This window comes from Parabacteroides merdae ATCC 43184 (assembly GCF_025151215.1).
In the GTDB taxonomy this organism is placed as follows: Bacteria; Bacteroidota; Bacteroidia; order Bacteroidales; family Tannerellaceae; genus Parabacteroides; species Parabacteroides merdae.
On sequence record NZ_CP102286.1, the window covers coordinates 1,159,819 to 1,186,209 of the forward strand.

Here is a 26,391-nt window from a genome sequence, read left to right on the forward strand (position 1 = left end):
TTTGTGATTAGACGCATAAAGGGGAGATTCCCCTATGTTAAATATATTTATCAGGAGTTTGAAATAATAAAATAAGGAATGGCAGATAGTCTTTCAGTTCGACGCGTAAAATTTTAAGTGCTTTACTTATATGCGCTTCGACTGTTTTGACTGATATTTGTTGTTCCTCGGCGATCTCTGTATATTTCTTTCCTTCGAAACGATTCTTTTCGAAAATGAGGCGAGTGTTCTCCGGTAGTTTATCCAATGCTTCAGCCAACATCGTTCTAAGTTCGACAATCGAATAGATATCTCCACTTGGTTCGTCCCCCTTGCTTATCTTCCATTGTTTCCAGGCCAACTCGAGTTCCTGTTTTCGGAGATAGTCGATACAATTATTGCGTACGCTTGTGACCAAAAAATTGCGGGCAGATGTTTCGATTCTGATACTTTTTCTGTTTTCCCAGATTTTGAGAAAAGATTCCTGTACGACGTCTTCACATGTTTCCCAACGTTCAATGTACCGGTGGGCAAAGATGCAGAGGGGAGAAAAGAATTGGAAGAATAATGTTTTAAAGGCATTCTCGTCGTCGTTTACAGCGATGTTCCAAAACAACTTGTCGATTGTATGTGGCAGTGTCTCCTTCATGTTTTCGTTTGATGACAACAAATATTTACTAAGTTCTCATAGGACTACGTTAATTAGGCTGTCTGTATATAAAAGAATATCAATTGATTATGGAATTTAATAAGAGAAACACTTCTCCAAATGGAGGCAAATTCGATTTGAATATCATGTCGAATTTAGACCTCACTATTAAAAGTTTATGATAATTTTATTATAACTTTGTACATCTAAATTGAATTAGTCCTATGAGAACTATGTGTATCAAAGAGGCAATGAGGTAGAAATAGGTCAAAAAAATAAGGCGTCCCATCACGAGAAACCTTATCTTTGGTATATTCAAATTCAATAGATGTAGGCTTTACCTCTGTATTCTTGATGTGTCATACCTACATGCTGACATATATGGTTTGTAGGTAAAACACCTATGTTTTAAATTCAGATGTCTTTCCTTAATTATATATTGGTTCATTGGCCATCGGATGAATCCTTTCCACTAATGTCCAGTATATCCTTGACTATGTACCAAATCACGAATAGGACCATGATGCTTCCGATCAGGATACCTCCGACTTTGATGACTGTACCGATGTATTCTTCCATATCTATTAAGTATTATTTGGGGTAAATATAGAAATAAAATAATCGATTCTCGTTTTTTTTTCATGAAATATGTTGGCGGAGTGTAGTAGAGGAGTAGACACTTATCATAATTGACAGGTATTCTGTCAATTTTATAACATAATATCACGGTTAACTCTTTATTTTTGTTCTTATAATTCTTAAATTCTCAATATTATGATGATTCCGTTTAAGGTGAAGACTTTCTCTTTCCTGTTGGCTTGTGCCTGCTCGACGGCAGGGATGGCGCAAGTAGGCAATGACTCTCCTGTAAAGCAGGTAAAAATATCTGGGTATGTAGGGACTCGAATCACAGATTGTATCGAACATCGTGTGAAAGCGCAGGATGTGGACCATTTGGTCGAACCGTTCCGCCACCAGAACGAGAAGTCGCGCTGGCAAAGCGAGTTTTGGGGGAAATGGATACAGGGTGCGATCGCCTCCTATCGTTATAACCGGGACCCCGAACTGTACCAGATCATAAAGGATGCGGCCGAATCGCTTATGGCAACGCAGTTGCCGAACGGTTATATCGGGAATTATGCGCCGGAATACCAGTTACAGCAATGGGATGTCTGGGGGCGCAAGTATACATCATTGGGATTGATCGCTTGGTATGACCTGTCGGGTGATAAGAAGGCATTGGAAGCAGCTTGCAGAGTTGTCGACCATCTGATGACGCAGGTTGGGCCCGGAAAGGTGGATATCGTCTCAACCGGCAATTACATTGGCATGCCGAGCTCGTCCGTCCTCGAACCTGTCATGTATCTGTATAACAGAACGAAAGAAAAACGTTATCTCGATTTTGCCAAATATATTGTCGGACAATGGGAGACACCCGGTGGTCCGCAGCTGATCAGCAAAGCTATTGCCGATGTGCCCGTAGCCAACCGTTTTCCGCATCCGAAAACTTGGTTTTCGAGGGAAAACGGACAAAAAGCTTATGAAATGATGTCCTGCTATGAAGGCTTGTTGGAACTGTATAAGGTAACGGGCAATCCACTCTATCTCTCTGTCGTGGAAAAGACGGTCGGGCATATCGTACGCGAAGAGATCAACGTGGCCGGATCGGGTAGTGCATTCGAATGCTGGTATGGCGGGAAAGAACGGCAGACGCAACCTACTTACCATACGATGGAAACTTGCGTGACCTTTACCTGGATGCAGCTCTGTAACCGTTTGTTACAGATGACGGGTAACTCCCTGTATGCTGATTATATGGAAACGGCTATCTATAATGCTTTGATGGCATCTTTGAAGGCGGATGCTTCGCAGATAGCCAAATACAGCCCGTTGGAAGGTTGGCGTCATGAAGGGGAGGAGCAGTGCGGCATGCACATCAACTGTTGCAATGCGAACGGCCCGCGTGCCTTTGCCATGATTCCTCAATTTGCCTATCAGGTTCAGGACGATTGTGTCCGGGTAAATTTTTATGCTCCCTCGGAAGCGGAGTTGGTATTGCCGGGCAAGAAGCCGGTCCGGTTGAAGCAAACGACCGATTATCCGCGGACTGATCAGATCGAGATAGAGGTCGATCCTGCGAAAGAGACGGCTTTCACCATTGCCTTGCGCATCCCGGCATGGAGCAAGATTGCGGTGGTTTCCGTAAATGGCCAACCCCAGGATGGTGTCCTGCAGGGTGCATATTTGCCAGTGAACCGTAAGTGGAAAAAGGGCGACCGGATCACTGTCAAACTCGATTTACGTGCCCGTCTGGTGGAAAGGAATCAGGCGCAGGCCATCGTGCGCGGTCCGATCGTCTTGGCTCGCGACAGCCGTTTCGGGGATGGCTTTGTCGATGAGGCGTCTGTTGTTGTTAGTAAAGACGGGTATGTGGCGTTGACGCCTGTAAAGGCTCCTGGTTTTGCCTGGTTGGCCTTTACTGCCCCGATGGTGTTGGGTACGGACTTGGAAAGCAACCGGGCTCCGAAACAGATTCATTTCTGCGATTTTGCTTCTGCCGGAAATACCTGGGACAAGACGCAGCGTTACCGGGTGTGGCTGCCGAAGACATTGAATGTGATGCATTCGCCTTATAGGCCGTATAATCAGTGAACGGGGGCATTTTTACACACTTGGTAATCCGAAGAATGAGTACGGATAGTGGCACACATAGCATCGAGAACAGTGACCTGAGGCAGGACAGTAAATAAAAATTCGTACCTTTGTATCCCTAAAAATACAAGATACGTGGAAGAATATCTGAAACAATTGAATGAAAGTCAGCGCGAAGCAGTTGTCTATACAGACGGGCCTTCGCTTGTGGTAGCCGGAGCCGGATCGGGAAAGACACGCGTGCTGACCTACAAGATAGCCTATCTTTTAAGGCAGGGACTGCCTCCCCAAAGCATTTTGGCACTGACTTTTACGAATAAGGCGGCACGCGAGATGAAAGATCGTATCGCCTCCCTGACAGACGAACGGATGGTACGGCGGTTGTGGATGGGGACGTTCCATTCCGTTTTTTCCCGTATTCTCCGTTCCGAGGCGGAGTGCATCGGCTATCCATCTAATTTTACCATTTACGATGCGACAGATTCCAAAAGTCTACTCCGTTCCATAATGAAGGAGATGCAGCTCGATGACAAGGTGTATCGGCCGGGAATGGTACAGGGCCGTATCTCGAATGCAAAAAATGCACTTATTACCTATAAGGCATACGAACAGAACAAGGAGCTGGTGCAACATGATATAGATTCTAAAGTTCCTTTGCTGCGTGAAATATATAAGCGGTATCAGAATCGTTGCCAGCAAGCGGGGGCGATGGATTTCGACGATTTGCTGTTGCAAACGAATATACTCTTCCGCGATCATCCGGACGTATTGGAGAAGTACAGGAGCTTTTTTCAGTTTGTGCTGGTGGACGAGTATCAGGATACGAATTTTGCCCAGCATCTGATTGTACAGCGCTTGTGCGAAGTACACCGACGTATCTGCGTGGTCGGAGATGATGCGCAAAGTATCTATTCTTTCCGGGGAGCCAATATCGATAATATCCTGCAATTCAAGAACCAGTATCCGGGTTGCCGTATTTTCAAACTGGAACGAAATTATCGTTCGACGCAGAATATCGTAAATGCGGCGAACAGTTTGATACATAAGAATACGAAGCAGATCCCAAAAACCGTTTATTCAGAAAAGGAGGAGGGTAGCAAGGTCTCCATTTGTTCGTCCTATTCCGATTATGAAGAGGGATATGCCGTTGCTGGTAAGATTAACGATATGAGGATGCAGAATTACGATTATGCTGATTTTGCCATCCTGTATCGGACAAATGCACAGTCACGCATCTTGGAAGAGGCCTTGCGTAAAAGGGGAATTCCTTATAAGATATACGGAGGCTTGTCTTTCTATCAGCGTAAGGAAGTGAAGGATGTCATTTCGTATCTTCGTCTGATTGTCAACCCGCATGATGAAGAGGCTTTCAAACGTGTGATAAACTATCCGGCTCGTGGGATAGGCGATACGACTCTCAATAAATTGGTCGTTGCCGCTACAGATCATAATGTCAGTTTGTGGACCGTGTTGAACGATCCGATCGGGTACGCTCTGCCGGTCAATAACGGTACGGCAAAGAAGCTAAGCGATTTCCGGGAGCTTATTTCCGGTTTTATCGAACGGAATGTTAAGCTCTCTGCCGAGGAAATCGCCGCTGCAGTAGTGAAGGAGAGCGGCATTGTCAGTACCTTGTTTCAGGATCGCTCGGTGGAAGGAATCAGCAAGCAGGAAAACTTGCAGGAGTTGTTGAAAGGTATTGCCGAGTTTTGCGAGATACGCCGCGAGGAAGGAACGGAGCATGTCTCGCTTGCTGACTTTCTGTCTGAAGTCTCGCTGTTGACAGATCAGGATAATGATAAGGAAGAACAGGCAAACAAGGTGACGATGATGACGGTGCACGCCGCCAAAGGCCTGGAGTTCCGGAATGTTTTCGTTGTCGGGCTGGAAGAGGACCTGTTTCCCTCCGCCATGTCGAAAGACAATCCGAGAGCGGTGGAGGAAGAACGCCGCCTCTTCTACGTCGCCATTACTCGTGCGGAAGAAAATTGTGTATTGACACACGCCAGAAGCCGTTATCGCAATGGCCAGAGTACGATGTGTTCGCCCAGTCGTTTCTTGAAAGATATCGATCCCAAATATATTTATACGTCGGCAGATGCCGTTACTACCAACGGTTTATTGGCTACTCGTCGTTCCTCGGTTTTCCAGCAACCGAAGGCAATGGAAGGAGAGGCCTATGTCTCTCCGGTCGCTCAGGCAGTCGGACGGCAGGCTCGTCTGACACGGATGGAAACGGCTTCTTTGTCTTCGGCCCCGTCTTCGTCTTCTGCGCCGGCTCTGTCGGGTTTGCATGTCGGGGCTAAAGTCCGGCACGATCGTTTCGGAGAAGGTGAGGTAACTGCCATTGAAGGAGAAGGGGGTAATGCGAAAGCAACCGTTTCATTTGCTCATTTCGGTCAAAAACAATTGCTTTTGAAGTTTGCACGCTTGACAATTGTTGAATAAATCGGCTAGAAGTTCGGATATGTCATTCAAGTAGAATAGAAGGCTCTACCGAAGCTATGAATTAGCGTTTGATTCGGCAGATGGAACGGTTAAACTGGCTGCTATAAGATTGTTATTGAGGAAAATAGAAACAGGCTCTAAATCCGACATTTCACATCAAATAAAAACGGTGCAGTCAATAGCTCAATATAAACCATTAATTATGAGTGGCTTATAGAGGTTTTCCGTTCATTGTGGTTCAATCCTACATCTTAAAATAAATATATTAATATATATATATATATAAGCTCATTTCCTTGTACCCCTTTAAACCGGCAAAGACACGACAGGAACGAGAAAAATCCCTTCTTTCGCATCCGGAAGTCCGGTCTTTCACCTCCCGAACTTCGTGGTTTGACACGTCAAAGTCCCTTATTTCGCACACAGAAGTCCCTTGTTTCAAGGCTCACCCAGATATTGCACGATCGTCCTCACCTGCAGGGGAGTCAACATCTTTTTCCCTTCCCTCCAACCGTTACCCTGCAGCTCTGTCTTTAGCTCCGGGTTTACCCCCACCCATTGGGAAACCGTTTCCCTGCCGATGCCGGCATCAAATCCGGACCGTAAAGGACCGCCAATTCCTGCCACCCGTAACTCCTGACTTCGAATTCATCCATCATCATAATTTCCATCGTTTTATTGTCCTGTAAAGATAAGCAATAATTATTGATATTCAAAATATAATGGCGTTTATATTCTACCTGTTTCTGCACCTATCTTCACCGATATTCGCCGATATTCCCCAAACCGTATTCCAACCTGTTGCGAAGCCCTATCTTCGTGTTGTCATCGATAATGAGATTTGCAGGAGGTTGTTGCCAATTGAGCGTTTGGCAAAATTCTCTTAGAAATTTTGTACCAACACATGGGCTATCCGTTCCAGGCCGTCGGCAAGCAACGTCCGGGGACAGGCTATATTCAGACGAATGAACCCCTCTCCACCAGGACCGTACAGTGTACCAGAATTGACCATCAGCTTCTGTTCCTCTTGCAAGCGCAGGGTCGTGGCATCCGAGCCGATACTCGATGCTCGGCAATCTATCCAGACCAGATAGGTTCCTTCGAGTGGCAACACAGGATATTGCGGTAGCCGTTGCTCGAAAAAGCGGCAAAGATATTCGTAATTCTCCCACAAGTATTTCCGCAAAGCATCGAGCCATGCACCGCCTTCATTGTAAGCGGCTATCGTGGCGATAACGCCGAACGGATTAACGTCGCACACTTCGTTGATGTTGATGGCGCGGTCGATACGGCGGCGTACCCCTTCATCGGCAGCGATGATGTTGGCGATTTGCAATCCGGCAAGGTTGAATGCCTTACTCGGCGAAACGCAGGTTACGGAGTTTTGGCGGAAACGTTTGGACAGGGAGGCGAAAGGCGTGTAGTCATGTCCTTCATAGACCAGCTCACAATGAATCTCGTCTGCCACAACGAACACCCCGTTATGCAGGCAGATGTCACCGATGCGCCACAGTTCCTCCGGCGTCCAGACCCGTCCGACCGGATTGTGAGGATTGCACAACAGCAGGATTTTCGCCTTCGGATCGGCCGTCTTTGTTTCGAGGTCGTCGAAGTCAATCGTGTAGCGGCCGTCCCGATAAACGAGGTAGTTGGCCGACAGTTCGCATCCGTTATTGCGAATCGACGAATAGAAACAGTTGTATGCCGGAGTCTGGACGATTATCTTGTCACTCGGTGCAGCCAAAGCTTTGATAATAGCGGACAGAGCTGGCACGACACCGTTCGTATAGATAATCCACCGGGGATCTATCTGCCAGCGATGCCGGTCATCGAACCACCGGACAACCGCGTCGTAGTAGGCTTTGGGGACTTTGGTATAGCCGAAAATACCATGCGCTATCCGCTTTTGCAAGGCTTCAACAATAGCTGGTGCTGTACGGAAATCCATATCCGCCACCCACATAGGCAATACATTCTCCTCTTCGGGAGTATCCCATTTGTAAGAATTCGTCCCGCGCCGCGGGATGATTGTATCGAAATCGTATTTCATAATTTATCTTTTTATTCGTAATTTATAAATCCAGTTACTGCCCTAAAGCCTGACAAGAAAAATCGTTCCCCGGAAGCAAAGCTCGATATCCAATATATTAAAGCTCCCATGACACCCATAATCAGCATCCCCGACCAGCCAACTGGGAAGCATATCACTGATGGTAATACCGGTCACCGCCAGCAGGGAACTGAAAATAAGCGTGGCTGTAACCGACTGGCGCAGTATCTTTCTGGCTTCCGCGAAATCCTCGGCTCCGATCCGGTGTGCTACCTGCACGGAAAATCCTGTTGTGGCTGCTGCTTCAGCGTCATACTCTTCCCTTCGCGGATAAGTGACAACAAGTAATCGGTCTTTCTCTTTTCTCTTCCCAAAGCCTCAATTCACAATCGGCAGGAGCCTTTATATTTTCATCGAGGATGATCTCCCCATAGCTCTCGGCGGTAATACAGCCTGTCCGCGGATTCTTCACTCCGCCTATTGCACCTTTGATGGTTGCCTGCACCGAACTGTACTCGAAAGCCCGGTCACAATCTGGGCCGAAGGTGCAATTCTCCAACACGAGGTCGTGGGCATAGCAGAGCGGCTGTTCGCCGGTAATGTGACAGTTCACTAACCGAAGATTGCGCGAATGCCAGCCCAGATATTCACCGTTGAGTGCGGAATCGTAGATCGTCACATTCTCCACCTCCCAGAAGGCATCCTTCGTAGTGATTTTGGCATTGCGCAACTCCACATTCTTCACATACTGGAAAACGTATTTGCTGTCGCTTTCCAATCCGTCTATACGGATGTTGCTGCTGAACATAAACGGATAAGTTCCTCCATGCAGTTTCAGATTTTTGATGTTCAGATTCTGGCAACGCCAGAACACTTCATCAGCATCGTTCATCTCTACGTTCTCGACTTCGATGTCGTGCATCTCGCGGAACATTTTGGGGGCGTCGATACGTGTATCGGTCATTTTCAGATGGTCGGAGTACCACAGTGCCGAACGTCCGCCTATATCGAAAAAGCAACGGTCAATAACGAAACCATGCACGTGCCAGAAAGGGTAGTTTCCTTCGAACCGGCAATCAATGGCTTCGATGTTGCTGCATTCCTTGATGGCCGACTCCCCGGCACGGATGACGACGTTCTCCAATCTGAGATTATGTGATTCGAACAAAGGTCTTTCTCCGCCGAACTCTGTGTTTGATATTACTTCCATATATTCCGTTCTTTAATTGTTATATAAATTATGTTTTGTCAGCCATGCCCTAATGTCGTTTCGCAGTGAGCAGCCACCGCTGTCATGCGGGCTTCGCTGACTGAAGTCGAGATTCCGCTACTGCCGCTTGTGGCGGACAGAGCGATTCGTTTACCGGCGAGTTTCCTTATTTTGTTCGAGTTTGTCATACTCTTCGTCCGTGACCGGTTCGAGCCATTCGTTGGATGTCTTTTCTCCCGGAACCTCGAAAGCCAGATGTGCAAACCAACTGTCGGCTGCCGCTCCGTGCCAATGCTTCACGTTAGCCGGGATATGGATGACCGTACCGGGTAGAATCTCTATCGCCGGCTTGCCTTCTTCCTGATACCAACCTCGTCCGGCTACACCGATAAGCATCTGTCCACCCCCTTTTGTCGCTTTATGGATATGCCAGTTATTACGGCTGCGAGGCTCAAAAGTTACGTTTGCTATCGGCACCTGTTCGCTCGAAACGGGTGCGAGGTAACCGTTACTAAACTGCGGTCACGCAGGCCCAATTTATTAGTGCGGCTCCACACTTCGCCGAAAAGAACATCGTCGTTGAGTTCCGCAAATTTGGGTGCGAACTCAACGAGTTGGGTGCGTCCTGCTGTCTGTACTATTTTTTCCTGTGCCATAACATTGAGTGTTAAAATGCTGAATACTGAAATTAAAAAGATCTTGTTCATAGTTGTTTTATTGTATGAAATTATTGAGTTTATTAGCCGGATTGAGCGGCGTCTGGTCAGACAATATTAACGACTTGACCATGTGCAGCGTCTCCAGCTTGTACCTCTGAAAGTGTTCCGATGCGATATGTTTTTCATAAGCCGCATGACTCGCATACGTTTCAAGAATCGTTATATTGCAGGGATTCTCCTTTTCACCAATCGCATACATTGTCAATACGCCCGGCTCGTTACGCAGGGATATTTCGCCCACTTCGGTCGCATAGTTTATGTACTTGTCGAGATACTGTGGATAAACCTCTATTTTCGAAAGCCTTATGATACCATCGGCCGTCATTGGCTCTTTGGCACACATACCTGGCAGCTTATCCAGATTCAAATATTTGCCGATGCTCTCTCCTGTAGTACGGGAAGCATCTGTTGTTGCTCCGACTGTGAGCAATGTAAAACTCGATGCCGTCCTTAAGAAATTTCTGCGATCCATCATCTTTTGTTTTTTCATTGTTTTTTCTGATTGCAAATTTATCGCGGTCGAATAAGCTGACTTGTATACGATTTACGGATATTTATACCCGAATCCTCGATTCAGTAATAACGCTGTATGTAATTCAATTCAAATGAATTACTTTTGCTCAAAAGAAATAAAAGAAAAGCTTATGGAAGAAGTTATAAAACTCAATGAGGTAGATAAATACAACAAACTGTTCGGACTCGAAACACGGCATCCGTTAGTAAGTGTAGTCGATTTATCGAAGGCGACGCGGTGGCCGGAACATTTCAAGGTCAACTACGGCGTGTACGCTCTTTATCTGAAAGATACCTACTGCGGGAATATCACGTATGGACGTCAGAGTTACGACTATCAGGACGGTACGATAGTCGGTTTCGCCCCTGGTCAAGTTGCGGAAACCGAGATGCTGAAAAATATCCAGCCGAATGCTCACGGCATTCTGTTTCATCCCGACCTGATTCGAGGAACTGCTCTTGGTCAAGAAATTAAGAACTACTCATTCTTCTCTTATGAAACCCGCGAGGCGTTGCATCTTTCGGAGGATGAGCGTGAGATTGTAATGGACTGCCTGCATAAAATAGAGACGGAATTGAAGCATAGTATCGACAAACACAGCCGCCGGTTGATTTGTGCCAATATCGGACTGTTGCTCGACTATTGTATGCGTTTCTATGAAAGGCAGTTCACGACACGAGAACAGGTAAACAAAGATATTATCGTCCGTTTTGAACGACTATTAGACGATTATTTCGACAGCGATGGTCCCTTACGGGAGGGGTTGCCGACCGTCAAGTATTTTGCCGATAAGGTGTTTCTGTCTGCGAATTATTTCGGAGACATGATCCGTAAACAGACAGGGCAGACTGCCTCGGAATATATTCAAAATAAACTGATCGAACGGGCTAAAGAAGCCTTACTTGGCACAGATAAAACAACAAGTGAAATTGCTTACGGGCTGGGATTCCAATATCCGCAGCACCTGAGTCGGATGTTCAAACGGGTGACAGGTTATACTCCCAATGAATTTCGTTCTCAAAACTAGTCTTTGTATAGTAAACTATGAACGAACTGCAATTTCCTGTGCTTTATATCGACGATACAGCTAACCCTCATGCAATTCTTTCGTTCTTATGTCAGTCGGGATACTATTGTCTGATATTAACGGATTTTCTTGCTGAATTCGAAACAAAGTGTGGTCGGGTGTATTGCGACTACTGCGACGGAACACTCATCAGTTATCGTCCAGATACCGTCTGTGTGGAAATTCCCGCACCTTGCCTATGGATGGTTGCGTTTCACCCTGATCTGTTCAAGGGAAAAATGCTTGAAAAGACTATTGAAGAATACACGTTCTTTTCGTATGCACTCAAGGAAGCGTTGCATGTATCCCTAAAAGAAAAACGGATACTCTCTTCATGTGTTGACGATATTCGTAGGGAATTTCATCATGGTGCAGATTCCTACAAACGGACTATCTTGATACGGCATATTACCCGTCTGTTGGATTATACCACTCGTTTTTATGAACGGCAGTTCATTGTCCGTGAATTGAACAATGAACTGCTGATACGGCAATACGAAAAACTTGTCAAACAATATATTGGAGATGGAAAACTTGCACAGAAACCGCTTACTTCTGCCTATTGTGCCGGACAACTTCATTTGTCGGAAGCCTATTTCAATGATCTGCTCGAATTGCAACTCGGACACACGCACAGCTGCCATCTTCAATTGAAACGTATCGAAATGGCAAAGGAGAAGCTACGTTCCTCAGGAGAATCCCTTTCTCAAATCGTTCATGAACTCGGATTTCCTTCGATACAGTATTTCAGTTTTCTTTTCAAGAAGATAACGGGGATAACGCCAAATAGTTACAGATCATTAAATTAACAATGCTTGATTTATTCAGTCATTCCTATTCGATACTGCCCAGCTTCTGTTCCGTCAGCACTGTCCGGCATATGCAAAGCTACCCTGGCGGGCTATTGTAATCGGGGTCTCGTTGGGAGAAGTTGCTTGTCCGTATCCTGTCACTCCCAGCCATGACATGAACAAAATCAAGATATTTCTATTCATTTCTCTATTCTTTATAATTATCGTATTCTTCGTTTGTTACAGGTTCATACCACTGGGTTGCACCCAAATGAACCTTTGTGTTGATAGCTATATGTGTGAATCCGCTGTCGGAAGCTGCTCCGTGCCAATGCACCACGTCTGCCGGAATAGCGACTACGTCTCCGGGATTCAAAATTTGTATGGGCTTCCCTTTTTCCTGATAGTAACCTTTCCCGGCAGTGGCGATCAGAATCTGGCCACCTGGATGCGAATGCCAACTGTTGCGGGCTTTCGGTTCGAATATCACATCGGAAATCACGACATCGAATGTTCCGCTGTCGGTCATCAACCGTTGGAGATATGCCGTACCGTTAAAATTAGTACCTTCAATGGCATTTCCTTTGGGGAAGATGGAAACAAATGCGGCAGGCTGGATTGTTTCTACCTTGTTTGACGGTTTCGGGGTGCAAGCACCGAGTGCTGCAGCCAGTAAAAATAAGTAAGTTATTTTTTTCATGTTGAATAGTTATTTCTAATTTCATTTGCGATAAACGCTATGCCTCGGCACTATCCGGACAAGTTCGGTCCTCCACTCGGCTTTGCGGTTTATTTTAGATATTGTTTGAAGAAAGTGTCCAGTTTCGGAAGCGTGATTTTCAGATATTCCGGTTGGTCGTACAAATCCACGTGCGTTGCTCCGGGTACGACAAACAGTTCTTTTGGTTCGGCAGCTTTCTCGTATGCGTCTTCAGAAAAATATTTCGATACAGCATTTTCTCCCACGATGAAAAGTAACGGACGCGGCGATATGGTCTCGATTTGCGTGAACGGAAAGAAGTTCATCATCGGTGCAAGGCTCGTGTAGGAGTAATAGCCCGTAGAGTTGGGATGCTGGCCACGCTCAGGATTGTCGTAATAGTCGAGGAAGTCGATTGCAAACTTCGGTGTGTTCTCATCCACTTTTTCGGGCAGGGCGCGAATATCTTTACGTGCAGCTCCACCATATTCAGCTGTGCGCTGACGACCGATTTCATCAAGGATAGACATACGCTGTTGATAGGTCTGCGTCACCTATGCCTTGACGGCGGGCACGTCCTATGTCATACATACTGATTGATGCGGTGATCGATCTGTGTTGCACTGACAGAGTAGCATCCTCCGCCACAGATACCGATCACACCTATCTTGTCAGCTTCGACTGCCGGATGGTTCGTGAGGAAATCGACCGCCGCGCTGAAATCATCCACTCGTACTTCAGGCGATTCCATGCGACGTGGATAACCGCCGCTCTCACCATAGTAGGACGCATCGAAAGCCAATGTCACATAACCTATTTCCGCGAGCTTACGGGCATGAAGCCCCGAAGTCTGCTCCTTGACACCGCCGAAAGGATGACCGACGATGATGGCGGCATATTTCTTTGCTGGACTATAGTTTGCAGGAAAATAAAGATCACCGACCATATCGATCAGAAAACGGTTGTGGAACGTTACTTTCTGTTTCTTCACACCATTTCCTATTGTCACGGCCGGCGCTTCCGGAGCAGTGGTCAAACCTTTGCTTTGCAACACTTCGTTTAAGGCCAGTCTGCCACCGTCAGCTTCGCCGCGTCCGATGTTCTTTTCGACAATAGCCAACACACTGCGTAATTCGTCTGGTGTTATGCCTACGTTCAGTGCAATACCCATGTGCCCTTTCAGCATCGGTTCCACGCCTTTGCCCAGCGAGGCGATTACGGCAACGGTCGTCAGTTCCCGTTCGGCGTATGTCAGCACGTCCCGTTCGAAAAGGTCGGCGAAGAGGTGCTCTTTAAGGAATACTTCGATTTCCGGAGCCAGTATAGCATAATCAGCTTTTGGTGCATCCGCTGGAATACCTGAGATCTCAACAAGAATGTCGCGTCCGCGCTCGTATTTGCTGCGGGTATCGGTTATCGGCGACGCTTTGCGTCCCCAGTCATCTTCGATGCCTTTTGCTTTACGCTCGTCAAGTACCGCAACCAATGTTTGCAATCCGCGCAGGGCACGAGGAAAACCGCAATAAGCATAGGCGTGTACCATTACTTCTTTAAGCTCGCTGACAGCCATGCCGTCATTCAGCCCGTCGATAAGGACGATTTTCAGTTTGTCGAGGTCACCCTTACCCGTAAGGGCTGCGACCTCTGTAATGTGTTGTCGTTTACTGTCCATAGCTTGTTCTGCTTTCGGTGTTTGGGAGGTTACGATTCCGCATCCGAAGAAGACACCGAGTAACGTTGTTATAATTTTCAATTTTATATTCATAATCTCTATTATTTTATTTATCTGTTTTTACTTGGTGCAAAATTAGGCTGAGATTCCCGCCTCGACCAGTCGTGGATTACGGTTTGAAGGATAATTATTACGGTTTTATTATTTACTGATTGCAAAAGCGTATACAGTAGTTGAGTAGCAGTTCGATATGTGAAGCGATGATTGATGCACTATGTCGGTCAATGGCATGATGTAACTCTTCTCCGATTTCCCGCAAGTTATCGGTTATGATGTTTCTTTCGTGCTCCGACAATGTTCCTTTACAGCAACAGCGTTTCGGATAGGTTTCGATACGGTTTTCGAGCGATGTGTCGCATAACAAATCGGGATGAAACAACACGCCCGAACAACATCCGGTATGTCGATGTCGGTTCAAAGGGATTTCGACTGTTTCACCGGGATAAATCAGTCGCAACCACTCTTTTCCCGATATTTTGTCTTGTTCTGGATCGTTGTAATACAACAACCCGTAAAAATCACACATCATCCGGATATCCTCGTTTAGATTTGTTCTTGACAAATCTACCATGCAGATCAACGGATGCAGCGTTTCATGTCCCGTTAATTTATTGAATCGGTCGATGGTCATAAGTCCTGAATTACTCATTTGTATCATTGTTATTTCTTTTATTCAGTTTTCCACGATGCAAAATTATAGGCTGTCCTAGTACCTCATAGGGTATGAATCACGGTTTCATGCATAATTATTACAGATTGGAACGGAGATAAGCCAAAGATATTTTCTACATTTGCACAGAAACAATGAAATAGACTGTTATGGAGAAGATTATAAAGCTAAATACTGTCAAGGATTATAATGACTTTTTGGGTATAGATACTCCGCATCCACTAGTGGGCGTAATTGATGCTTCAAAAATAAAACCACTGCATCATATCCGCAAGAGTATCGGGTTCTATGTCATTTATCTGAAAGATATAAAGTGCGCCGATCAGATAAAGTATGGTCGGAAATTCTACGATTTTCAGGAAGAAACCCTGGTATTCGCAGCACCGGGACAAGTCATCGGCAATGATGATACGGGAGAGCCGTTTCAGCCAAAAGGCTGGTGGCTGACATTTCAACCCGAATTGTTACATGGTACCCCCTTGAACCGTCACATGCAAGATTACACATTCTTTTCCTATGCCGTCAACGAGGCACTGCATCTCTCGAAGCAGGAAAGACAGACCGTGATAGACTGCATGATGAAAATAGACGATGAAATCAAAGGTGCTACGGATAGACATAGCAATCTGATTGTCGTTTCTGCTATCGAGTTGTTGCTCAACTATTGTATCCGCTTTTATGATAGACAGTTCATTACCCGCAAAAAGGAGAACAAGGACACACTCAGTTCGTTTGAAGCATTATTGAACGACTATTTCACTTCGGATAAACCCTCCAAATTCGGTACACCGACCGTAGCTTATTGTGCTGACCAGTTGCATCTGTCTGCAAATTATTTCGGAGACTTGATAAAAAAGGAGACAGGTTCATCTGCACAAGAATATATATTGGCAAAAACAATGGATACTGCAAAAGAGTGGCTGGCAGATCCGGATAAATCGATCAGTGATGTTGCCTATGCTTTGGGCTATCAATACCCGCAGTATTTCAGCAAAGCCTTTAAAAGAATTGTCGGATGTTCTCCGAATGAATACCGAACCTTAAACTGATTTTCCATTTCGTTAAATTCGAACAACCTTTCGTCTCTTTCGTTCTTTTATCCCTTTTGATTAAGAAAAACTTGTACAGCGGCAAGGATATAAGGCACATTGTGTATATATCCTTGTCACTGCACAAAATGAGTGACCTTTATATATCGCAGTTTTCTTTATGTAAATCCTTGCTCAGCCGCATGGCACAGAAGTTGGGGCCGCACATCGTGCAATATTCACCGTCCGTCACGGCACTGTCCTTGTAATATTGAAAGGCGCGTTCCGGATCGAAAGACAGATTGAACTGGTCTTTCCAGCGGAATTCGAAGCGGGCTTTGCTCAGAGCATTGTCACGGACTTGTGCTCCGGGATGTCCCTTTGCCAGGTCGGCGGCGTGGGCGGCGATCTTATAGGTGACGACACCCGTGCGGACATCTTCCTTATCCGGTAAACCGAGATGTTCTTTCGGAGTGACGTAACAGATCATTGCTGTGCCGTGCCAGGCAATCTGGGCGGCTCCGATAGCCGATGTGATATGGTCGTAACCTGGGGCGATATCTGTTGTCAGCGGGCCTAACGTGTAGAACGGGGCATTATGGCAAGCATATTGCTGTTCTTTCATGTTCTCTTGGATCTTATTCATCGGGACATGGCCCGGACCTTCGATGATGACCTGCACAAACTGGTCCCAGGCAACCTGGGTTAACTCACCCATCGTATGTAGTTCGGCAAATTGGGCGGCATCGTTCGCATCGTAGATGGAGCCCGGGCGAAGCCCGTCGCCGATCGAAACGGCGATATCGTACATTTTCAATATCTCGCATATTTCGGCGAAATGTGTATACAAGAAATTCTCTTCATTATGGATTTGCATCCACTTAGCCATGATTGAGCCTCCGCGTGAGACGATACCTGTCAAGCGCGTTTGTGTCAGTTCGATATGCTTTTTAAGCAAACCGGCATGGATGGTGAAATAGTCGACTCCCTGTTCAGCCTGTTCGATCAGTGTGTCGCGATAGATTTTCCAACTCAAGTCTTCTATCTTTCCGTTCACCTTTTCCAAAGCCTGGTAGATAGGGACTGTTCCCATCGGAACCGGACAGTTACGAATGATCCATTCGCGGGTTTCATGGATATTGTCTCCTGTCGAAAGATCCATCAAGGTGTCGCCTCCCCATTTGCAGCTCCATACAGCCTTTTCGATCTCTTCGTCTATACCGGACGAAAGGGCGGAGTTGCCGATATTGGTGTTGATCTTCACTAAGAATTTCCGGCCGATAATCATCGGTTCTGCTTCGGGGTGGTTGATGTTTGCTGGGATGATGGCACGCCCGGCGGCAATTTCTTTGCGGACAAATTCGGGAGTGATATATGATTTCAATCCTAACGCCTCGATCTGCTGGTTTTCGCGGATGGCGACATATTCCATTTCCGGAGTGATGATGCGCCGTTTCGCATAATACAGTTGGGTGATGTTTTTCCCCGCTTTGGCACGATAGGGTAGATGATGTTTTGGGAAACGGATGTGATCCAGTGAGGAATCGGCGAGGCGCTGCCGGCCATAATCGGAAGTCAGCTCTTCCAGGCGGATCAAGTCTTTGCGTCCTGCATACCAGGATTCGCGGATACGGGGAATGCCGTTTTGCGTATTGACCGGGATTTTCGGGTCCGAATAAGGTCCACTGGTATCATACACGATGACGGGATTGTTTTTTTTGTGGACCAACTCTCCGTTCTCATCGCGTGTGACGGTATCCAGTATTTTGATCTTTCGCATACCCACATTTATCTTATGTATCTTGCCGGGTATGTAGATCTTTTCCGATGAAGGATACGTGATGCGTATTCTGTTTTTATTTGCCATAGCTGTATTATTTTATTCTTTTTATATTTCAGAATCGTCCCTGCAAGGGTCCGGTTTATGTTTGTTGATCTCCCGGATGAAACGGCGTGTCTCTTCGACCGGATCTTCAGCATTGATGATCGCTCCGGAAACGGCGATGCCTTCTATTCCTGTTTCCATCAATGGTGCAATATCTTCAAACTCGATCCCTCCGATGGCAAAGATAGGAATTTCAAGGCCAGCTTCTCTGCATTGTTCCATGATTTTTCGATACCCTTCCAACCCCAACACCGGACTCAGGTTCTTTTTGGTCTCGGTGTAGCGGTAGGGGCCCAAGCCTATGTAAGAAGCTCCTTCCCGATCTGCTTTCAGGATATCTTCGAACGTGTTGGCTGTTGCCCCCACCAGGAAAAGATCCTCTTTCCCTTTTTCGATAATACGGTGCCAGGCTTCGGAGACCGGTATGTCGTTTTTACCTAAATGGACACAGTGAATACCGGCTTTGAAAGCCATTTCCAGATCGTCGTCCAGACAGCAGGCGCAATCCGTATCGCAGTCAAACAGGGTAAAATGGGCGATTGCTTTGGCAACTTCCAGGTTCAAATTCTCTTTCATGCGGAGCTGTACCCAAGTACAACCGCCTTTGGTCACCATCTTGACCTCATCCAGTTCTGTGTATTTATTCGTACGGTGTGTGATGAACATCAACCGATTAGTACCGGTAAAACAGGCATACCTTCCTCTACCTGCACTTGTATATAAAAAATCGTCTAATTCCATGCTTGTAGCTTTTTATATTGTGTGATAATAGAATCCTCTTTATCTGCCGAAGGGGAGTTTCCCCAAACTGCTCCCAACACGGCAGCTCCCCCGAAGCGGAAAGGGCGTAGAAGGGGAAGGGTCGTCAGGTCTATGCCTCCTAAGGCTATGACTTTATCATTGATGATCCCGGCATTGGAAGCCTGTCTGAGTGTTTCCGGCTTGAAACCGTTCCCATAACCTTCTTTGGATATGCTTTGAAAAATCGGGCTAAGAAACAGATAGTCGAGTTTCCCGAACTGTTCGAGTTCCTCGATCGAATGGCATGAACAGCTGATTGTGCCTGTAAAACCGTCTGGCGACTGGTTGTTGCGTCTGTTCAGGTGTATGCCGCCTAGGCCATATTCTACTGCCAGGTTGAAACAGTCATGAAGCACGACTTTCGGATAGTAGATATCCGGAATCCGATCCAGCAACTTGCGCAATTCATTTGCTTCGCTATCCGGTTTACGCAGGTGAAGATGTTGCATCCCTTCATCAAACAGATGTGAAAGGATGCAATCCTCTCCCTTGAAAAAATAGGGCGAAGTAATAACGATCAGCTTTTTCATACTTCTATTTTTATGAGGGGAACCGGATCGAAAAAATGATTGAGAGGTCCGTGTCCATGTCCAGTCTCAACATTGGCCCCGGCATGAAGGGCTGCCGTTATGTAATCTTTTGCCGCACGTACAGCATCTGGCAGTTCTTTTCCTAAAGCCATATAGGCGGCGATGGCGGACGAGAGTGTGCAACCTGTACCGTGTGTATTTTGAGTCTGAATGGTCGGCACAGCCAGTCGGAGCGGAGCTTCATCGTGTGTAAACAAAATATCGGCCATTTCTTTACCTTCCAAGTGGCCGCCTTTCATCAATACGGCACGGCATCCCAAGACCAACAGCTTTTGTGCGGCTATTTCCATTTCTTCCTCGTTGCGTATCTGCATACCGGAGAGAAAGGCTGCTTCGTCAATATTTGGGGTGATCAGTGTGACGCGGTGGAAAAGTTCTTTCACGATGACTTCGATGGTTTCATCTTCTATCAGCTTGCTGCCGCTTGTCGAAATCATAACTGGGTCGAGAATGATTTTCGACGGGCAGAAATGATCGATTGAGCAGGCAACGATCCGGGCTGCTTCCCAGTTATGCAACATCCCGATCTTAACGGCATCGACGGTTAAGTCTTCGAATACGGCATGAATTTGCCCTTCGACGATTTCTGGAGAAACTGCGTGTATGCCTCTTACTCCCTGTGTGTTTTGGGCTGTGATCGATGTGATGGCAGAGGTTCCGAAGACTCCTAAAGCCGAAAATGTTTTCAGATCCGCTTGTATTCCGGCACCACCACTACTGTCTGAACCAGCAATAGTAAGTGCCACCGGATAGCGAAACGTCGTGTTTATTTTCATTTCTATATACAAAAGGAGGGAAAAAGCCTAATCTGTTCTTTCCTACGGCGGCATTACCCGCATCAGGTTCATGAGGGTATAATCTCAGCCCGTTAACAGTATGGCACCCCTTTCGGGAGACAAAGGTAGGAAGATTTTTTGTAATTGGAATATAATGTGCGTGTTTTGGAACACTCTGTAAAAAGAATCTGTTATACTTTTGCAGCGGTTTATTTAGAAACTGTTTTGATTTTTTACCAACAGCTTATTTTGCTGTTGGTTTTGTCTATGCTTTGAGTATCTTTTGGTCATATCCGTCCTGCTCCTTCGCTAGATAGCCCGCTATCTTTCTCATTAGGGTGACGAATATGTTCCAAAAAGCTATCTCGAATCATGAGGTAAAAAATAAAAACAGTTTCTTGGGAATAAAGTAAAAATAAAAGGATAAAAAATCGTGATGGGGAAGAAGATTGTTTTTTTGCTGGCATCCTTGTTTACGGTATGGATAGCAAACGGACAGAATACTATTATAAAGGGAGTTGTAACCGATTCAATTACAGGAGAAAGATTACCTTATGTTTCTCTTATATTTAAAGGAACGACAATTGGAACAGCAACTGACGGGGATGGCAACTTTTCATTCTCCGCTTTGACCGATGTCAAGAATTTGGAGGTATCTTATTTAGGGTATGACACGAAAGAAGTGAAGGTCATTCCGGGTAAAACGAATAATCTGAAAATAAAATTGGCTCCGAACGGGATCACGTTGAATGAGGTCGTCGTAAAGCCCAAGAAGGAGAAATACAGCAAGAAAGAGAATCCGGCCGTTAAGTTTGTAAAGCAAGTGATTGCTTCACGGGAAAGCAATGATCCGCGTAACCACGATTATTTCCAATACGATCAATATGAGAAGATGGTCTTTGCGATGAATGACTATCATCCCAAACCCAAAAAGAACGGAAAACCGGGCAAATTCGATTTTCTGATCGATTTTGTCGATACGCTTGATGTCGGTACGACTATTCTTCCGGTGTCGGAAAAGGAAAAGGTGGAATCTGTCTATTACCGTAAAGAGCCGAAGTCGGAAAAGCGTATTGTGAAAGGAAACAAGTCATCAGGTGTGGATGAGATATTCTCGCGTGATGGTATCCAGCAGTTTTTGAATGAGGTTTTCCGGGAAGTCGATATTTTCAAGAATGATATTCCTCTGTTTTTACAGAGATTTGTCAGTCCGCTGTCTACTATCGGACCGAATTATTACAAATATTATCTGCTCGATACGTTAAATGTGAACGGACAGAAATGTGTGGATTTGGGGTTTGTTCCTTTCAACTCGGAAACATTTGGTTTCACCGGCCATCTGTTTGTTACACTTGATTCTACGTTCTTTGTACAGAAGGCAATTTTGAATGTCCCCAAAGACATCAACCTGAACTTCGTTTCCGGAATGACGATCGAACAGACATTCGAACGCACGCCCGACAGTACCCGGATCATTACGAAGGACGACATCAACGTCAACTTCAAATTGAGCGAGAAATCGAAAGGTATGTATGCGCGGCGATTGAATATCTACAGCAACCATTCTTTTGATGAACCCGATGCCGAACGGGCGCTTGTGTTTAAGGAGAGTGCACCCGTCATTACGCTAAAAGACGCTTATCAGCAATCGGAGGATTTTTGGACAAGTAACCGTCCGGAGGAGGCAATAAAGAAGAATCCGAACTCGGTCGAAAAGCTGATGGCTAAATTCCGTTCTGTTCCGATCTTTTATATAACGGAGAAAGTAGTTTCAGTCCTCGTGTCCGGCTATATCCCGACGAATAAGGACCCGCTGAAAAGTAAATTTGAGTTCGGGCCCATGAACACGGCAATCAGTGGCAATGCAATCGAAGGAGCCCGTTTCCGTGTGGGAGGAACAACAACGACGGCATTTAGCAGGAACCTGTTTTTTGACGGATATATGGCGTATGGAACAAAAGATGAAAAGCTGAAATATGATGCTCTTGTCGAGTATTCGTTCAATGATCGTAAAGAATACCGTAAGGAATTTCCGCTGAACTCGATCCGCCTGGAATATATGTACGATATCAACCAGTTGGGACAGCAATACATGTATGCCAGCAAGGATAATATGTTCTTGGCCTGGAAACGCCAGAAAGATACACGGGCCACTTATCTGCGGCAAGCTGAACTGACCTACTACCACGAACATTATAATGGTCTGGCTTATGGGGCTGTCATCCGTAACCGTCGCGAATATGCAACCGAATATGCGGTGTTTGACCGGATCGGACCGGATGGAGCCATTAGCCCGGTCAAGAGCTATGATATGACGGAACTGGAGTTGAAATTCCGTTATGCCAAGGATGAAAAGTTCTACCAGACACGTAACCTTCGCTATCCGATTACTTTCGATGCGCTGATCTTCAATTTCAGCCATGTAATGGCAAAGAAAGATTTGCTGGGTTCATCGTACGATTATCACCGTACGGATATCGGTATTCAGAAGCGTTTCTGGTTCTCGGCTTTCGGTTATGTCGATCTTATCACGAAAGCGGGAAAAGTATGGAACAAGGTTCCATATCCTTTGTTGATCCTGCCGAATGCAAATCTTTCGTATACGATCCAGCCGGAATCTTATACGAACATGAATGCGATGGAGTTCATCAGCGACGAATATGCCTCCTGGGATTTGACATATTACATGAACGGAAACTTGTTGAACCGCCTGCCGCTTGTCAAGAAGTTGAAATGGAGAGAAGTATTCTGTTTCCGCGGCCTATGGGGACATCTGACCGACAAGAACAATCCGATGAATGGGGGAGAGGGGCTGTATCTTTTCCCTAACGGTTCGTACACCTTGGGCAAAGCTCCTTATATGGAAGCCAGTATCGGCATTGAAAACATCTTTAAGTTCCTTCGCCTTGATTACGTATGGCGTTTGAACTATCGCGACCATCCGGGTATCCAGACGAAAGGGGTTCGGTTCATGATGCGAATGTCATTCTGATATTATGTTTTTTCAGGCACGGATTTCACGGACAACTGTTTTCTTTTCGTGGTGGTTTCCGTGTAATCCATGCCTAAATTATAGAAAGTTGGATTTATTTCCCTTCTTAGAAAGCCTCTGTCATATTCATATAGACCTGCATGCCCGGCTGCCCGGGTTCTTTCCCTACGTCCAGTCTGAAGTTTTTTCCCGGTTGCATCTGAAAGCGGAGGCCGGCTCCGAAATTTAGTTTCCATTTATTCCAGTCAAAAGGAGTTTCCCCGATCGTTCCGGTTCCGACCCATGCCACAAAACCGCATTTTGCCCAAAAATTCCCGCTTTTGTATTTGGCCGGAGAGCCGAACATATGACGGTATTCAACGATTCCGTAAGCCATCGACTTGTCCCGGTACTTGCCCATATAGTAACCACGAAGGTCGAAAGGAGAACCGAAAGTCGGGAGTTCCGTAAAAGGAATGTCCCCTAAGCCGATCTGGCTTTTGGCAATCCAGGCAAGCGTACTGCGTGGACGAAATACGTTTTTAAACTGTCGGTATTCAAGCTCGATGATCTCGTAGTTATAAGCGCCTCCCCAATATTTACCGAACAATTTGAAATTAGCTCCTAACAACATACCGCGCGTAGGTGTCGCCACATCATCACGAGTGTCATATTGGATAAGTCCGCCGATACCGACGTTGAAGTATTTCCTTTTGAACTGTTGGAAATAGGGATCTTCCTCCATCACCGGATTAACATCCGAAACCTTTGTGTAGTTCAAGTCAAACAAGCCGCCTAAATAAAAATGTGGGCGGACTTCCCATACGAATCGGGGGTACAATTGAAAATAGCTTCGATGAAACCGAGTAGTGGAATCACCCCTTTCGAGATTCTCCGCCTTTTCAAATCCTTTCCCGTAATAGTGTGAAGGCTCGTTCCGATAACCATAATTCATATAGATACGGAAACGGTTTTCATTGAAGAAAAACGTTCCAGCGCCAGCTACAACAATGGTCCCATTTATAGACAGGTTCAAACCGGCAGGCAGGAAAGAACGTTGGGAAATAGTGTCTTGTTTATTCATTCGGAAGCTGGCAAGGACGGCACCACCCACACCGAACGAAGCTTCTGGTGTATATGAAGGACCGCCCAGTACAGACCACCATATGTTTTTGTGGGCCCGGATGGAATCTTTACGCAATTGACGATAGTAACGTTTCAACTGCTTTTCGTTCAATTCCACTCCGTCTACGATGACAGTCTTCTTTCGAGGCACGGTATCTGAAGGAGTCATTATTTCTTCAGAGGAGAGCGCAACGATATCGCGTTGTTCCTGAGCCTTTGCTGGCAAAGAAATCGCAAGTAAAGAGGCTCCCGCAAATACAACAATATATTTAAGCATTGACTAATCCTATTAATGAGGGCAAATGTAGAAAAAAAATCGGATTTATTTCAGAGGGGCAAACGGAACCAAAAGGTCAGCCTTTCATCTTGCTGTAGATCTACATCTATTATTCCCCCGAATTTGTCGGTAATCATGGCAATATAGCATGGGCTGTACAAAAAACGATTGTTTGTGTAAACAAACCATGTGTATTAATTGTTATTAATTTAGAGATATTGTTTAATAACAGAACCTGGCAACCTTAAGAAGTCCTGACTGGCAGGCACACGAAGATGAAAATTCAGTTTGAAATTAAGGAAAAATTGCCTGAGATTATTGCAGAAATAATGCATTCAGACAAGTGGCAAACGAAAATTCTTGAAAAAATGCATGGACTGGAGCGGATAACGATCAAGGATCCGAACTATAAGTCAGAAGCTTGTATCGAAATCTGGCAACATGAAATCCATATCCGGACAGCATGGTCCAATTATACTTATCGTATTTTTACGCGTGGAAATGCCGTCTGGTGTGAATACATCGGAGCCTATCGCGGTTTACTCGAACAGAAGCTCTTGCCGTCTCTTACCCCCAAAATGAATATTTTGGATTCGGAAGTAGTGGAAAGTTCATTAACTGGGAATAAGAGGCAGACCTTGCGTACTTATAGTTCGGAGAACTTGAAATTGAAGAACTTCCGTCGCGATAATTTCAAAGAAGAATATAATGTCACATCTCCGCAGGATCATCCGACTGTTGTATATGACGAATATATAAAGGAAGGGATGCCAATGCCTTCTCCCTATGGGGACAGTCAGCAAAGTAAATAACTACAAAAAGAAAGCACTTGGCTTCAGAACCAAATGCTTTCTTTTTGTAGTTATTTGTCACTTTCGACAATATCTGTGTCGGTCGGTATCTAAAGTTCCAGCGATGAAATTGTCCCATTGCCATAAGTTCTGGTTTATCGACAGACAGGTATATGTGAAATAAGATTAATGATATGTTGCAAAACATATCATTTTTGATCTGTTTATGCGATAAAACATATAAAAAACCTTGCTTTTCGGCTGAAAAGTGTTATATCATTTGGCTAAATAGGGCTTTTGCCTGTATATTTGCAGCCGTTAAAAATAAGAAAGCGATCCTTTAGCGAAGGTGAAGCCCTTGTTTATTTCCTGAAAATCAGGAGTCGGAGAAAAAGGCAATTAAAGGATGCTCCGATTAAGTTTAACATAAAAATGATGATATGAAAGTAAGAGCTTATGTTCTCTTTGTTGCGGTTGCATTGCTTGCTGTGTCTGCCGGAACTAAAAACGCAAAGCCGACAGTCGGCATTAACCCTGGCGACTTTGCTCCGAGAATAGAGTCTTTAGGAACCGAGAGCAATTTCAGTTTTCAAAATCATTCAGGACGTTACACATTGCTGAATTTCTGGGCAACTTACGATGCTGAATCGCGGGCTCGTAACGTTCAATTATGGAATGAAGTCAACAAGTTGAGTTCAGACAAGATTGCAATGTATTCGATCTCTTTAGACGAGAAAGAATCCATTTTTACTGAAACGGTAAAAGCCGACAAATTGGAAGGTACAAAGCAATTTCATGAAGAACTTGGCAGAAAGTCAGAATTGTTTGGGAAGTATAACCTGCAAAAGGGATTCTGTAACTTCCTGATTGACGACAAGGGGGTTATTATTGCTGCCAATGTAGCCCCGGAAGATCTGACGAAGGTATTGAAGAAGGGTTAATCAGCAGATTATTAGCAAAAAAGAGT

At 45.4% G+C, this 26,391-nt stretch carries 23 protein-coding genes and 4 pseudogenes; 8 read left to right on the forward strand and 19 right to left on the reverse strand.

What is annotated here, in order from left to right; all coding sequences use genetic code 11:
* Positions 1 to 37: 37 nt before the first annotated feature.
* Positions 38 to 628: an RNA polymerase sigma-70 factor gene (locus tag NQ542_RS04645; protein WP_005641826.1), complete on the reverse strand. Its 591-nt coding sequence runs from the start codon at positions 626 to 628 to the stop codon at positions 38 to 40.
* Between the two features lie 444 nt (positions 629 to 1,072).
* Positions 1,073 to 1,207, reverse strand: coding sequence for a hypothetical protein (locus NQ542_RS04650; protein WP_005641828.1), 135 nt, complete (start codon positions 1,205 to 1,207; stop codon positions 1,073 to 1,075).
* A gap of 195 nt (positions 1,208 to 1,402) precedes the next feature.
* Here NQ542_RS04650 and NQ542_RS04655 point away from each other — a divergent pair, with 195 nt between their 5' ends.
* Positions 1,403 to 3,280 (forward strand): glycoside hydrolase family 127 protein, encoded by a 1,878-nt coding sequence (locus NQ542_RS04655; protein WP_005641830.1) that lies wholly within the window; start codon positions 1,403 to 1,405, stop codon positions 3,278 to 3,280.
* Between the two features lie 135 nt (positions 3,281 to 3,415).
* Entirely contained in the window at positions 3,416 to 5,728 is a 2,313-nt protein-coding gene (locus tag NQ542_RS04660; protein ID WP_005641833.1) for an ATP-dependent helicase, read from the forward strand.
* Positions 5,729 to 6,166: 438 nt separating this feature from the next.
* On the opposite strand, the gene NQ542_RS17920 is transcribed toward NQ542_RS04660, so the two are convergent.
* The 8 genes and pseudogenes from NQ542_RS17920 to NQ542_RS04695 form a co-directional block, all read right to left on the reverse strand.
* Positions 6,167 to 6,283: a DUF4248 domain-containing protein gene (locus NQ542_RS17920; RefSeq protein ID WP_370686458.1), complete on the reverse strand. Its 117-nt coding sequence runs from the start codon at positions 6,281 to 6,283 to the stop codon at positions 6,167 to 6,169.
* Complete coding sequence (locus NQ542_RS17925) at positions 6,274 to 6,399, reverse strand: hypothetical protein (protein ID WP_370686459.1); 126 nt, start codon at positions 6,397 to 6,399, stop codon at positions 6,274 to 6,276. The genes NQ542_RS17920 and NQ542_RS17925 overlap by 10 nt, the downstream gene beginning before the upstream one ends.
* A gap of 212 nt (positions 6,400 to 6,611) precedes the next feature.
* A complete protein-coding gene (locus NQ542_RS04670; RefSeq protein ID WP_005641843.1) occupies positions 6,612 to 7,778 on the reverse strand; it encodes a MalY/PatB family protein in 1,167 nt (388 codons plus the stop codon).
* A 126-nt stretch (positions 7,779 to 7,904) separates the two neighbouring features.
* Positions 7,905 to 8,081, reverse strand: a pseudogene (locus NQ542_RS04675) (MATE family efflux transporter); the annotation flags it as partial.
* 7 nt (positions 8,082 to 8,088) lie between these two features.
* The gene (locus NQ542_RS04680) at positions 8,089 to 8,988 is read right to left on the reverse strand and encodes a DUF3737 family protein (protein WP_005641847.1); all 900 of its coding nucleotides are present in this window, start codon (positions 8,986 to 8,988) and stop codon (positions 8,089 to 8,091) included.
* 38 nt (positions 8,989 to 9,026) lie between these two features.
* Positions 9,027 to 9,176 (reverse strand): hypothetical protein, encoded by a 150-nt coding sequence (locus NQ542_RS04685; RefSeq protein WP_154647511.1) that lies wholly within the window; start codon positions 9,174 to 9,176, stop codon positions 9,027 to 9,029.
* Positions 9,139 to 9,695 (reverse strand): annotated as a pseudogene (locus NQ542_RS04690) (cupin domain-containing protein). The gene NQ542_RS04685 and the pseudogene NQ542_RS04690 overlap by 38 nt, the downstream one beginning before the upstream one ends.
* Positions 9,696 to 9,702: 7 nt before the next feature.
* A pseudogene (locus NQ542_RS04695) lies at positions 9,703 to 10,098 on the reverse strand (putative quinol monooxygenase); the annotation flags it as partial.
* A gap of 253 nt (positions 10,099 to 10,351) precedes the next feature.
* On the opposite strand from NQ542_RS04695, the gene NQ542_RS04700 reads away from it, so the two are divergent.
* Positions 10,352 to 11,248 carry a helix-turn-helix domain-containing protein gene (locus NQ542_RS04700; RefSeq protein WP_005649338.1) on the forward strand — a complete coding sequence of 299 codons (897 nt, stop codon included), beginning with the start codon at positions 10,352 to 10,354 and terminating at the stop codon, positions 11,246 to 11,248.
* 17 nt (positions 11,249 to 11,265) lie between these two features.
* On the forward strand, positions 11,266 to 12,096 hold the full coding sequence (locus NQ542_RS04705; protein WP_005641856.1) for a helix-turn-helix domain-containing protein: 831 nt from the start codon (positions 11,266 to 11,268) through the stop codon (positions 12,094 to 12,096).
* Between the two features lie 54 nt (positions 12,097 to 12,150).
* Here the strand turns inward: NQ542_RS04705 and NQ542_RS04710 are convergent, their stop codons facing one another.
* From NQ542_RS04710 to NQ542_RS04725, 4 genes and pseudogenes are all read right to left on the reverse strand, one after another.
* Positions 12,151 to 12,282, reverse strand: coding sequence for a hypothetical protein (locus tag NQ542_RS04710; protein WP_005643406.1), 132 nt, complete (start codon positions 12,280 to 12,282; stop codon positions 12,151 to 12,153).
* Positions 12,283 to 12,286: 4 nt separating this feature from the next.
* Positions 12,287 to 12,778, reverse strand: a complete 492-nt coding sequence (locus NQ542_RS04715; RefSeq protein ID WP_005641860.1) for a cupin domain-containing protein — start codon at positions 12,776 to 12,778, stop codon at positions 12,287 to 12,289.
* An 89-nt stretch (positions 12,779 to 12,867) separates the two neighbouring features.
* Positions 12,868 to 14,543 (reverse strand): annotated as a pseudogene (locus NQ542_RS04720) (carboxymuconolactone decarboxylase family protein).
* A gap of 112 nt (positions 14,544 to 14,655) precedes the next feature.
* Entirely contained in the window at positions 14,656 to 15,168 is a 513-nt protein-coding gene (locus NQ542_RS04725; RefSeq protein WP_036723644.1) for a hypothetical protein, read from the reverse strand.
* Positions 15,169 to 15,329: 161 nt separating this feature from the next.
* Here NQ542_RS04725 and NQ542_RS04730 point away from each other — a divergent pair, with 161 nt between their 5' ends.
* A complete protein-coding gene (locus NQ542_RS04730) occupies positions 15,330 to 16,229 on the forward strand; it encodes a helix-turn-helix domain-containing protein (RefSeq protein WP_005641868.1) in 900 nt (299 codons plus the stop codon).
* A 139-nt stretch (positions 16,230 to 16,368) separates the two neighbouring features.
* On the opposite strand, the gene thiC is transcribed toward NQ542_RS04730, so the two are convergent.
* From thiC to thiD, 4 genes are read right to left on the reverse strand one after another with little or no spacing between them, the layout of a single operon-like run.
* A complete protein-coding gene (thiC, locus tag NQ542_RS04735; protein WP_005641869.1) occupies positions 16,369 to 18,075 on the reverse strand; it encodes a phosphomethylpyrimidine synthase ThiC in 1,707 nt (568 codons plus the stop codon).
* 21 nt (positions 18,076 to 18,096) lie between these two features.
* Entirely contained in the window at positions 18,097 to 18,834 is a 738-nt protein-coding gene (locus NQ542_RS04740; protein ID WP_005641871.1) for a thiamine phosphate synthase, read from the reverse strand.
* Entirely contained in the window at positions 18,825 to 19,424 is a 600-nt protein-coding gene (locus tag NQ542_RS04745; RefSeq protein ID WP_005641873.1) for a thiamine phosphate synthase, read from the reverse strand. The genes NQ542_RS04740 and NQ542_RS04745 overlap by 10 nt, the downstream gene beginning before the upstream one ends.
* Positions 19,421 to 20,260, reverse strand: coding sequence for a bifunctional hydroxymethylpyrimidine kinase/phosphomethylpyrimidine kinase (gene thiD, locus NQ542_RS04750; RefSeq protein ID WP_005641875.1), 840 nt, complete (start codon positions 20,258 to 20,260; stop codon positions 19,421 to 19,423). The genes NQ542_RS04745 and thiD overlap by 4 nt, the downstream gene beginning before the upstream one ends.
* Positions 20,261 to 20,696: 436 nt before the next feature.
* Between thiD and NQ542_RS04755 the strand changes: the two genes are divergently transcribed.
* On the forward strand, positions 20,697 to 23,252 hold the full coding sequence (locus NQ542_RS04755; RefSeq protein ID WP_005641880.1) for a DUF5686 and carboxypeptidase-like regulatory domain-containing protein: 2,556 nt from the start codon (positions 20,697 to 20,699) through the stop codon (positions 23,250 to 23,252).
* A 106-nt stretch (positions 23,253 to 23,358) separates the two neighbouring features.
* On the opposite strand, the gene NQ542_RS04760 is transcribed toward NQ542_RS04755, so the two are convergent.
* Complete coding sequence (locus NQ542_RS04760; protein WP_005641882.1) at positions 23,359 to 24,633, reverse strand: BamA/TamA family outer membrane protein; 1,275 nt, start codon at positions 24,631 to 24,633, stop codon at positions 23,359 to 23,361.
* Positions 24,634 to 24,908: 275 nt separating this feature from the next.
* On the opposite strand from NQ542_RS04760, the gene NQ542_RS04765 reads away from it, so the two are divergent.
* On the forward strand, positions 24,909 to 25,445 hold the full coding sequence (locus tag NQ542_RS04765; protein WP_005641883.1) for a hypothetical protein: 537 nt from the start codon (positions 24,909 to 24,911) through the stop codon (positions 25,443 to 25,445).
* Positions 25,446 to 25,864: 419 nt separating this feature from the next.
* A complete protein-coding gene (locus tag NQ542_RS04770) occupies positions 25,865 to 26,365 on the forward strand; it encodes a thioredoxin family protein (RefSeq protein WP_005641889.1) in 501 nt (166 codons plus the stop codon).
* Positions 26,366 to 26,391: the final 26 nt, after the last annotated feature.

Bases quoted from the DNA above. Each gene is read 5' to 3' on its own strand.
- NQ542_RS04645 (WP_005641826.1), bottom strand. From the start codon at position 628: ATGAAGGAGACACTGCCACATACAATCGACAAGTTGTTTTGGAACATC.
- NQ542_RS04650 (WP_005641828.1), bottom strand. From the start codon at position 1,207: ATGGAAGAATACATCGGTACAGTCATCAAAGTCGGAGGTATCCTGATC.
- NQ542_RS04655 (WP_005641830.1), top strand. From the start codon at position 1,403: ATGATGATTCCGTTTAAGGTGAAGACTTTCTCTTTCCTGTTGGCTTGT.
- NQ542_RS17925 (WP_370686459.1), bottom strand. From the start codon at position 6,399: ATGGAAATTATGATGATGGATGAATTCGAAGTCAGGAGTTACGGGTGG.
- NQ542_RS04670 (WP_005641843.1), bottom strand. From the start codon at position 7,778: ATGAAATACGATTTCGATACAATCATCCCGCGGCGCGGGACGAATTCT.
- NQ542_RS04680 (WP_005641847.1), bottom strand. From the start codon at position 8,988: ATGGAAGTAATATCAAACACAGAGTTCGGCGGAGAAAGACCTTTGTTC.
- NQ542_RS04685 (WP_154647511.1), bottom strand. From the start codon at position 9,176: ATGACAAACTCGAACAAAATAAGGAAACTCGCCGGTAAACGAATCGCT.
- NQ542_RS04700 (WP_005649338.1), top strand. From the start codon at position 10,352: ATGGAAGAAGTTATAAAACTCAATGAGGTAGATAAATACAACAAACTG.
- NQ542_RS04705 (WP_005641856.1), top strand. From the start codon at position 11,266: ATGAACGAACTGCAATTTCCTGTGCTTTATATCGACGATACAGCTAAC.
- NQ542_RS04710 (WP_005643406.1), bottom strand. From the start codon at position 12,282: ATGAATAGAAATATCTTGATTTTGTTCATGTCATGGCTGGGAGTGACA.
- NQ542_RS04715 (WP_005641860.1), bottom strand. From the start codon at position 12,778: ATGAAAAAAATAACTTACTTATTTTTACTGGCTGCAGCACTCGGTGCT.
- NQ542_RS04725 (WP_036723644.1), bottom strand. From the start codon at position 15,168: ATGATACAAATGAGTAATTCAGGACTTATGACCATCGACCGATTCAAT.
- NQ542_RS04730 (WP_005641868.1), top strand. From the start codon at position 15,330: ATGGAGAAGATTATAAAGCTAAATACTGTCAAGGATTATAATGACTTT.
- thiC (WP_005641869.1), bottom strand. From the start codon at position 18,075: ATGGCAAATAAAAACAGAATACGCATCACGTATCCTTCATCGGAAAAG.
- NQ542_RS04740 (WP_005641871.1), bottom strand. From the start codon at position 18,834: ATGGAATTAGACGATTTTTTATATACAAGTGCAGGTAGAGGAAGGTAT.
- NQ542_RS04745 (WP_005641873.1), bottom strand. From the start codon at position 19,424: ATGAAAAAGCTGATCGTTATTACTTCGCCCTATTTTTTCAAGGGAGAG.
- thiD (WP_005641875.1), bottom strand. From the start codon at position 20,260: ATGAAAATAAACACGACGTTTCGCTATCCGGTGGCACTTACTATTGCT.
- NQ542_RS04755 (WP_005641880.1), top strand. From the start codon at position 20,697: ATGGGGAAGAAGATTGTTTTTTTGCTGGCATCCTTGTTTACGGTATGG.
- NQ542_RS04760 (WP_005641882.1), bottom strand. From the start codon at position 24,633: ATGCTTAAATATATTGTTGTATTTGCGGGAGCCTCTTTACTTGCGATT.
- NQ542_RS04765 (WP_005641883.1), top strand. From the start codon at position 24,909: ATGAAAATTCAGTTTGAAATTAAGGAAAAATTGCCTGAGATTATTGCA.
- NQ542_RS04770 (WP_005641889.1), top strand. From the start codon at position 25,865: ATGAAAGTAAGAGCTTATGTTCTCTTTGTTGCGGTTGCATTGCTTGCT.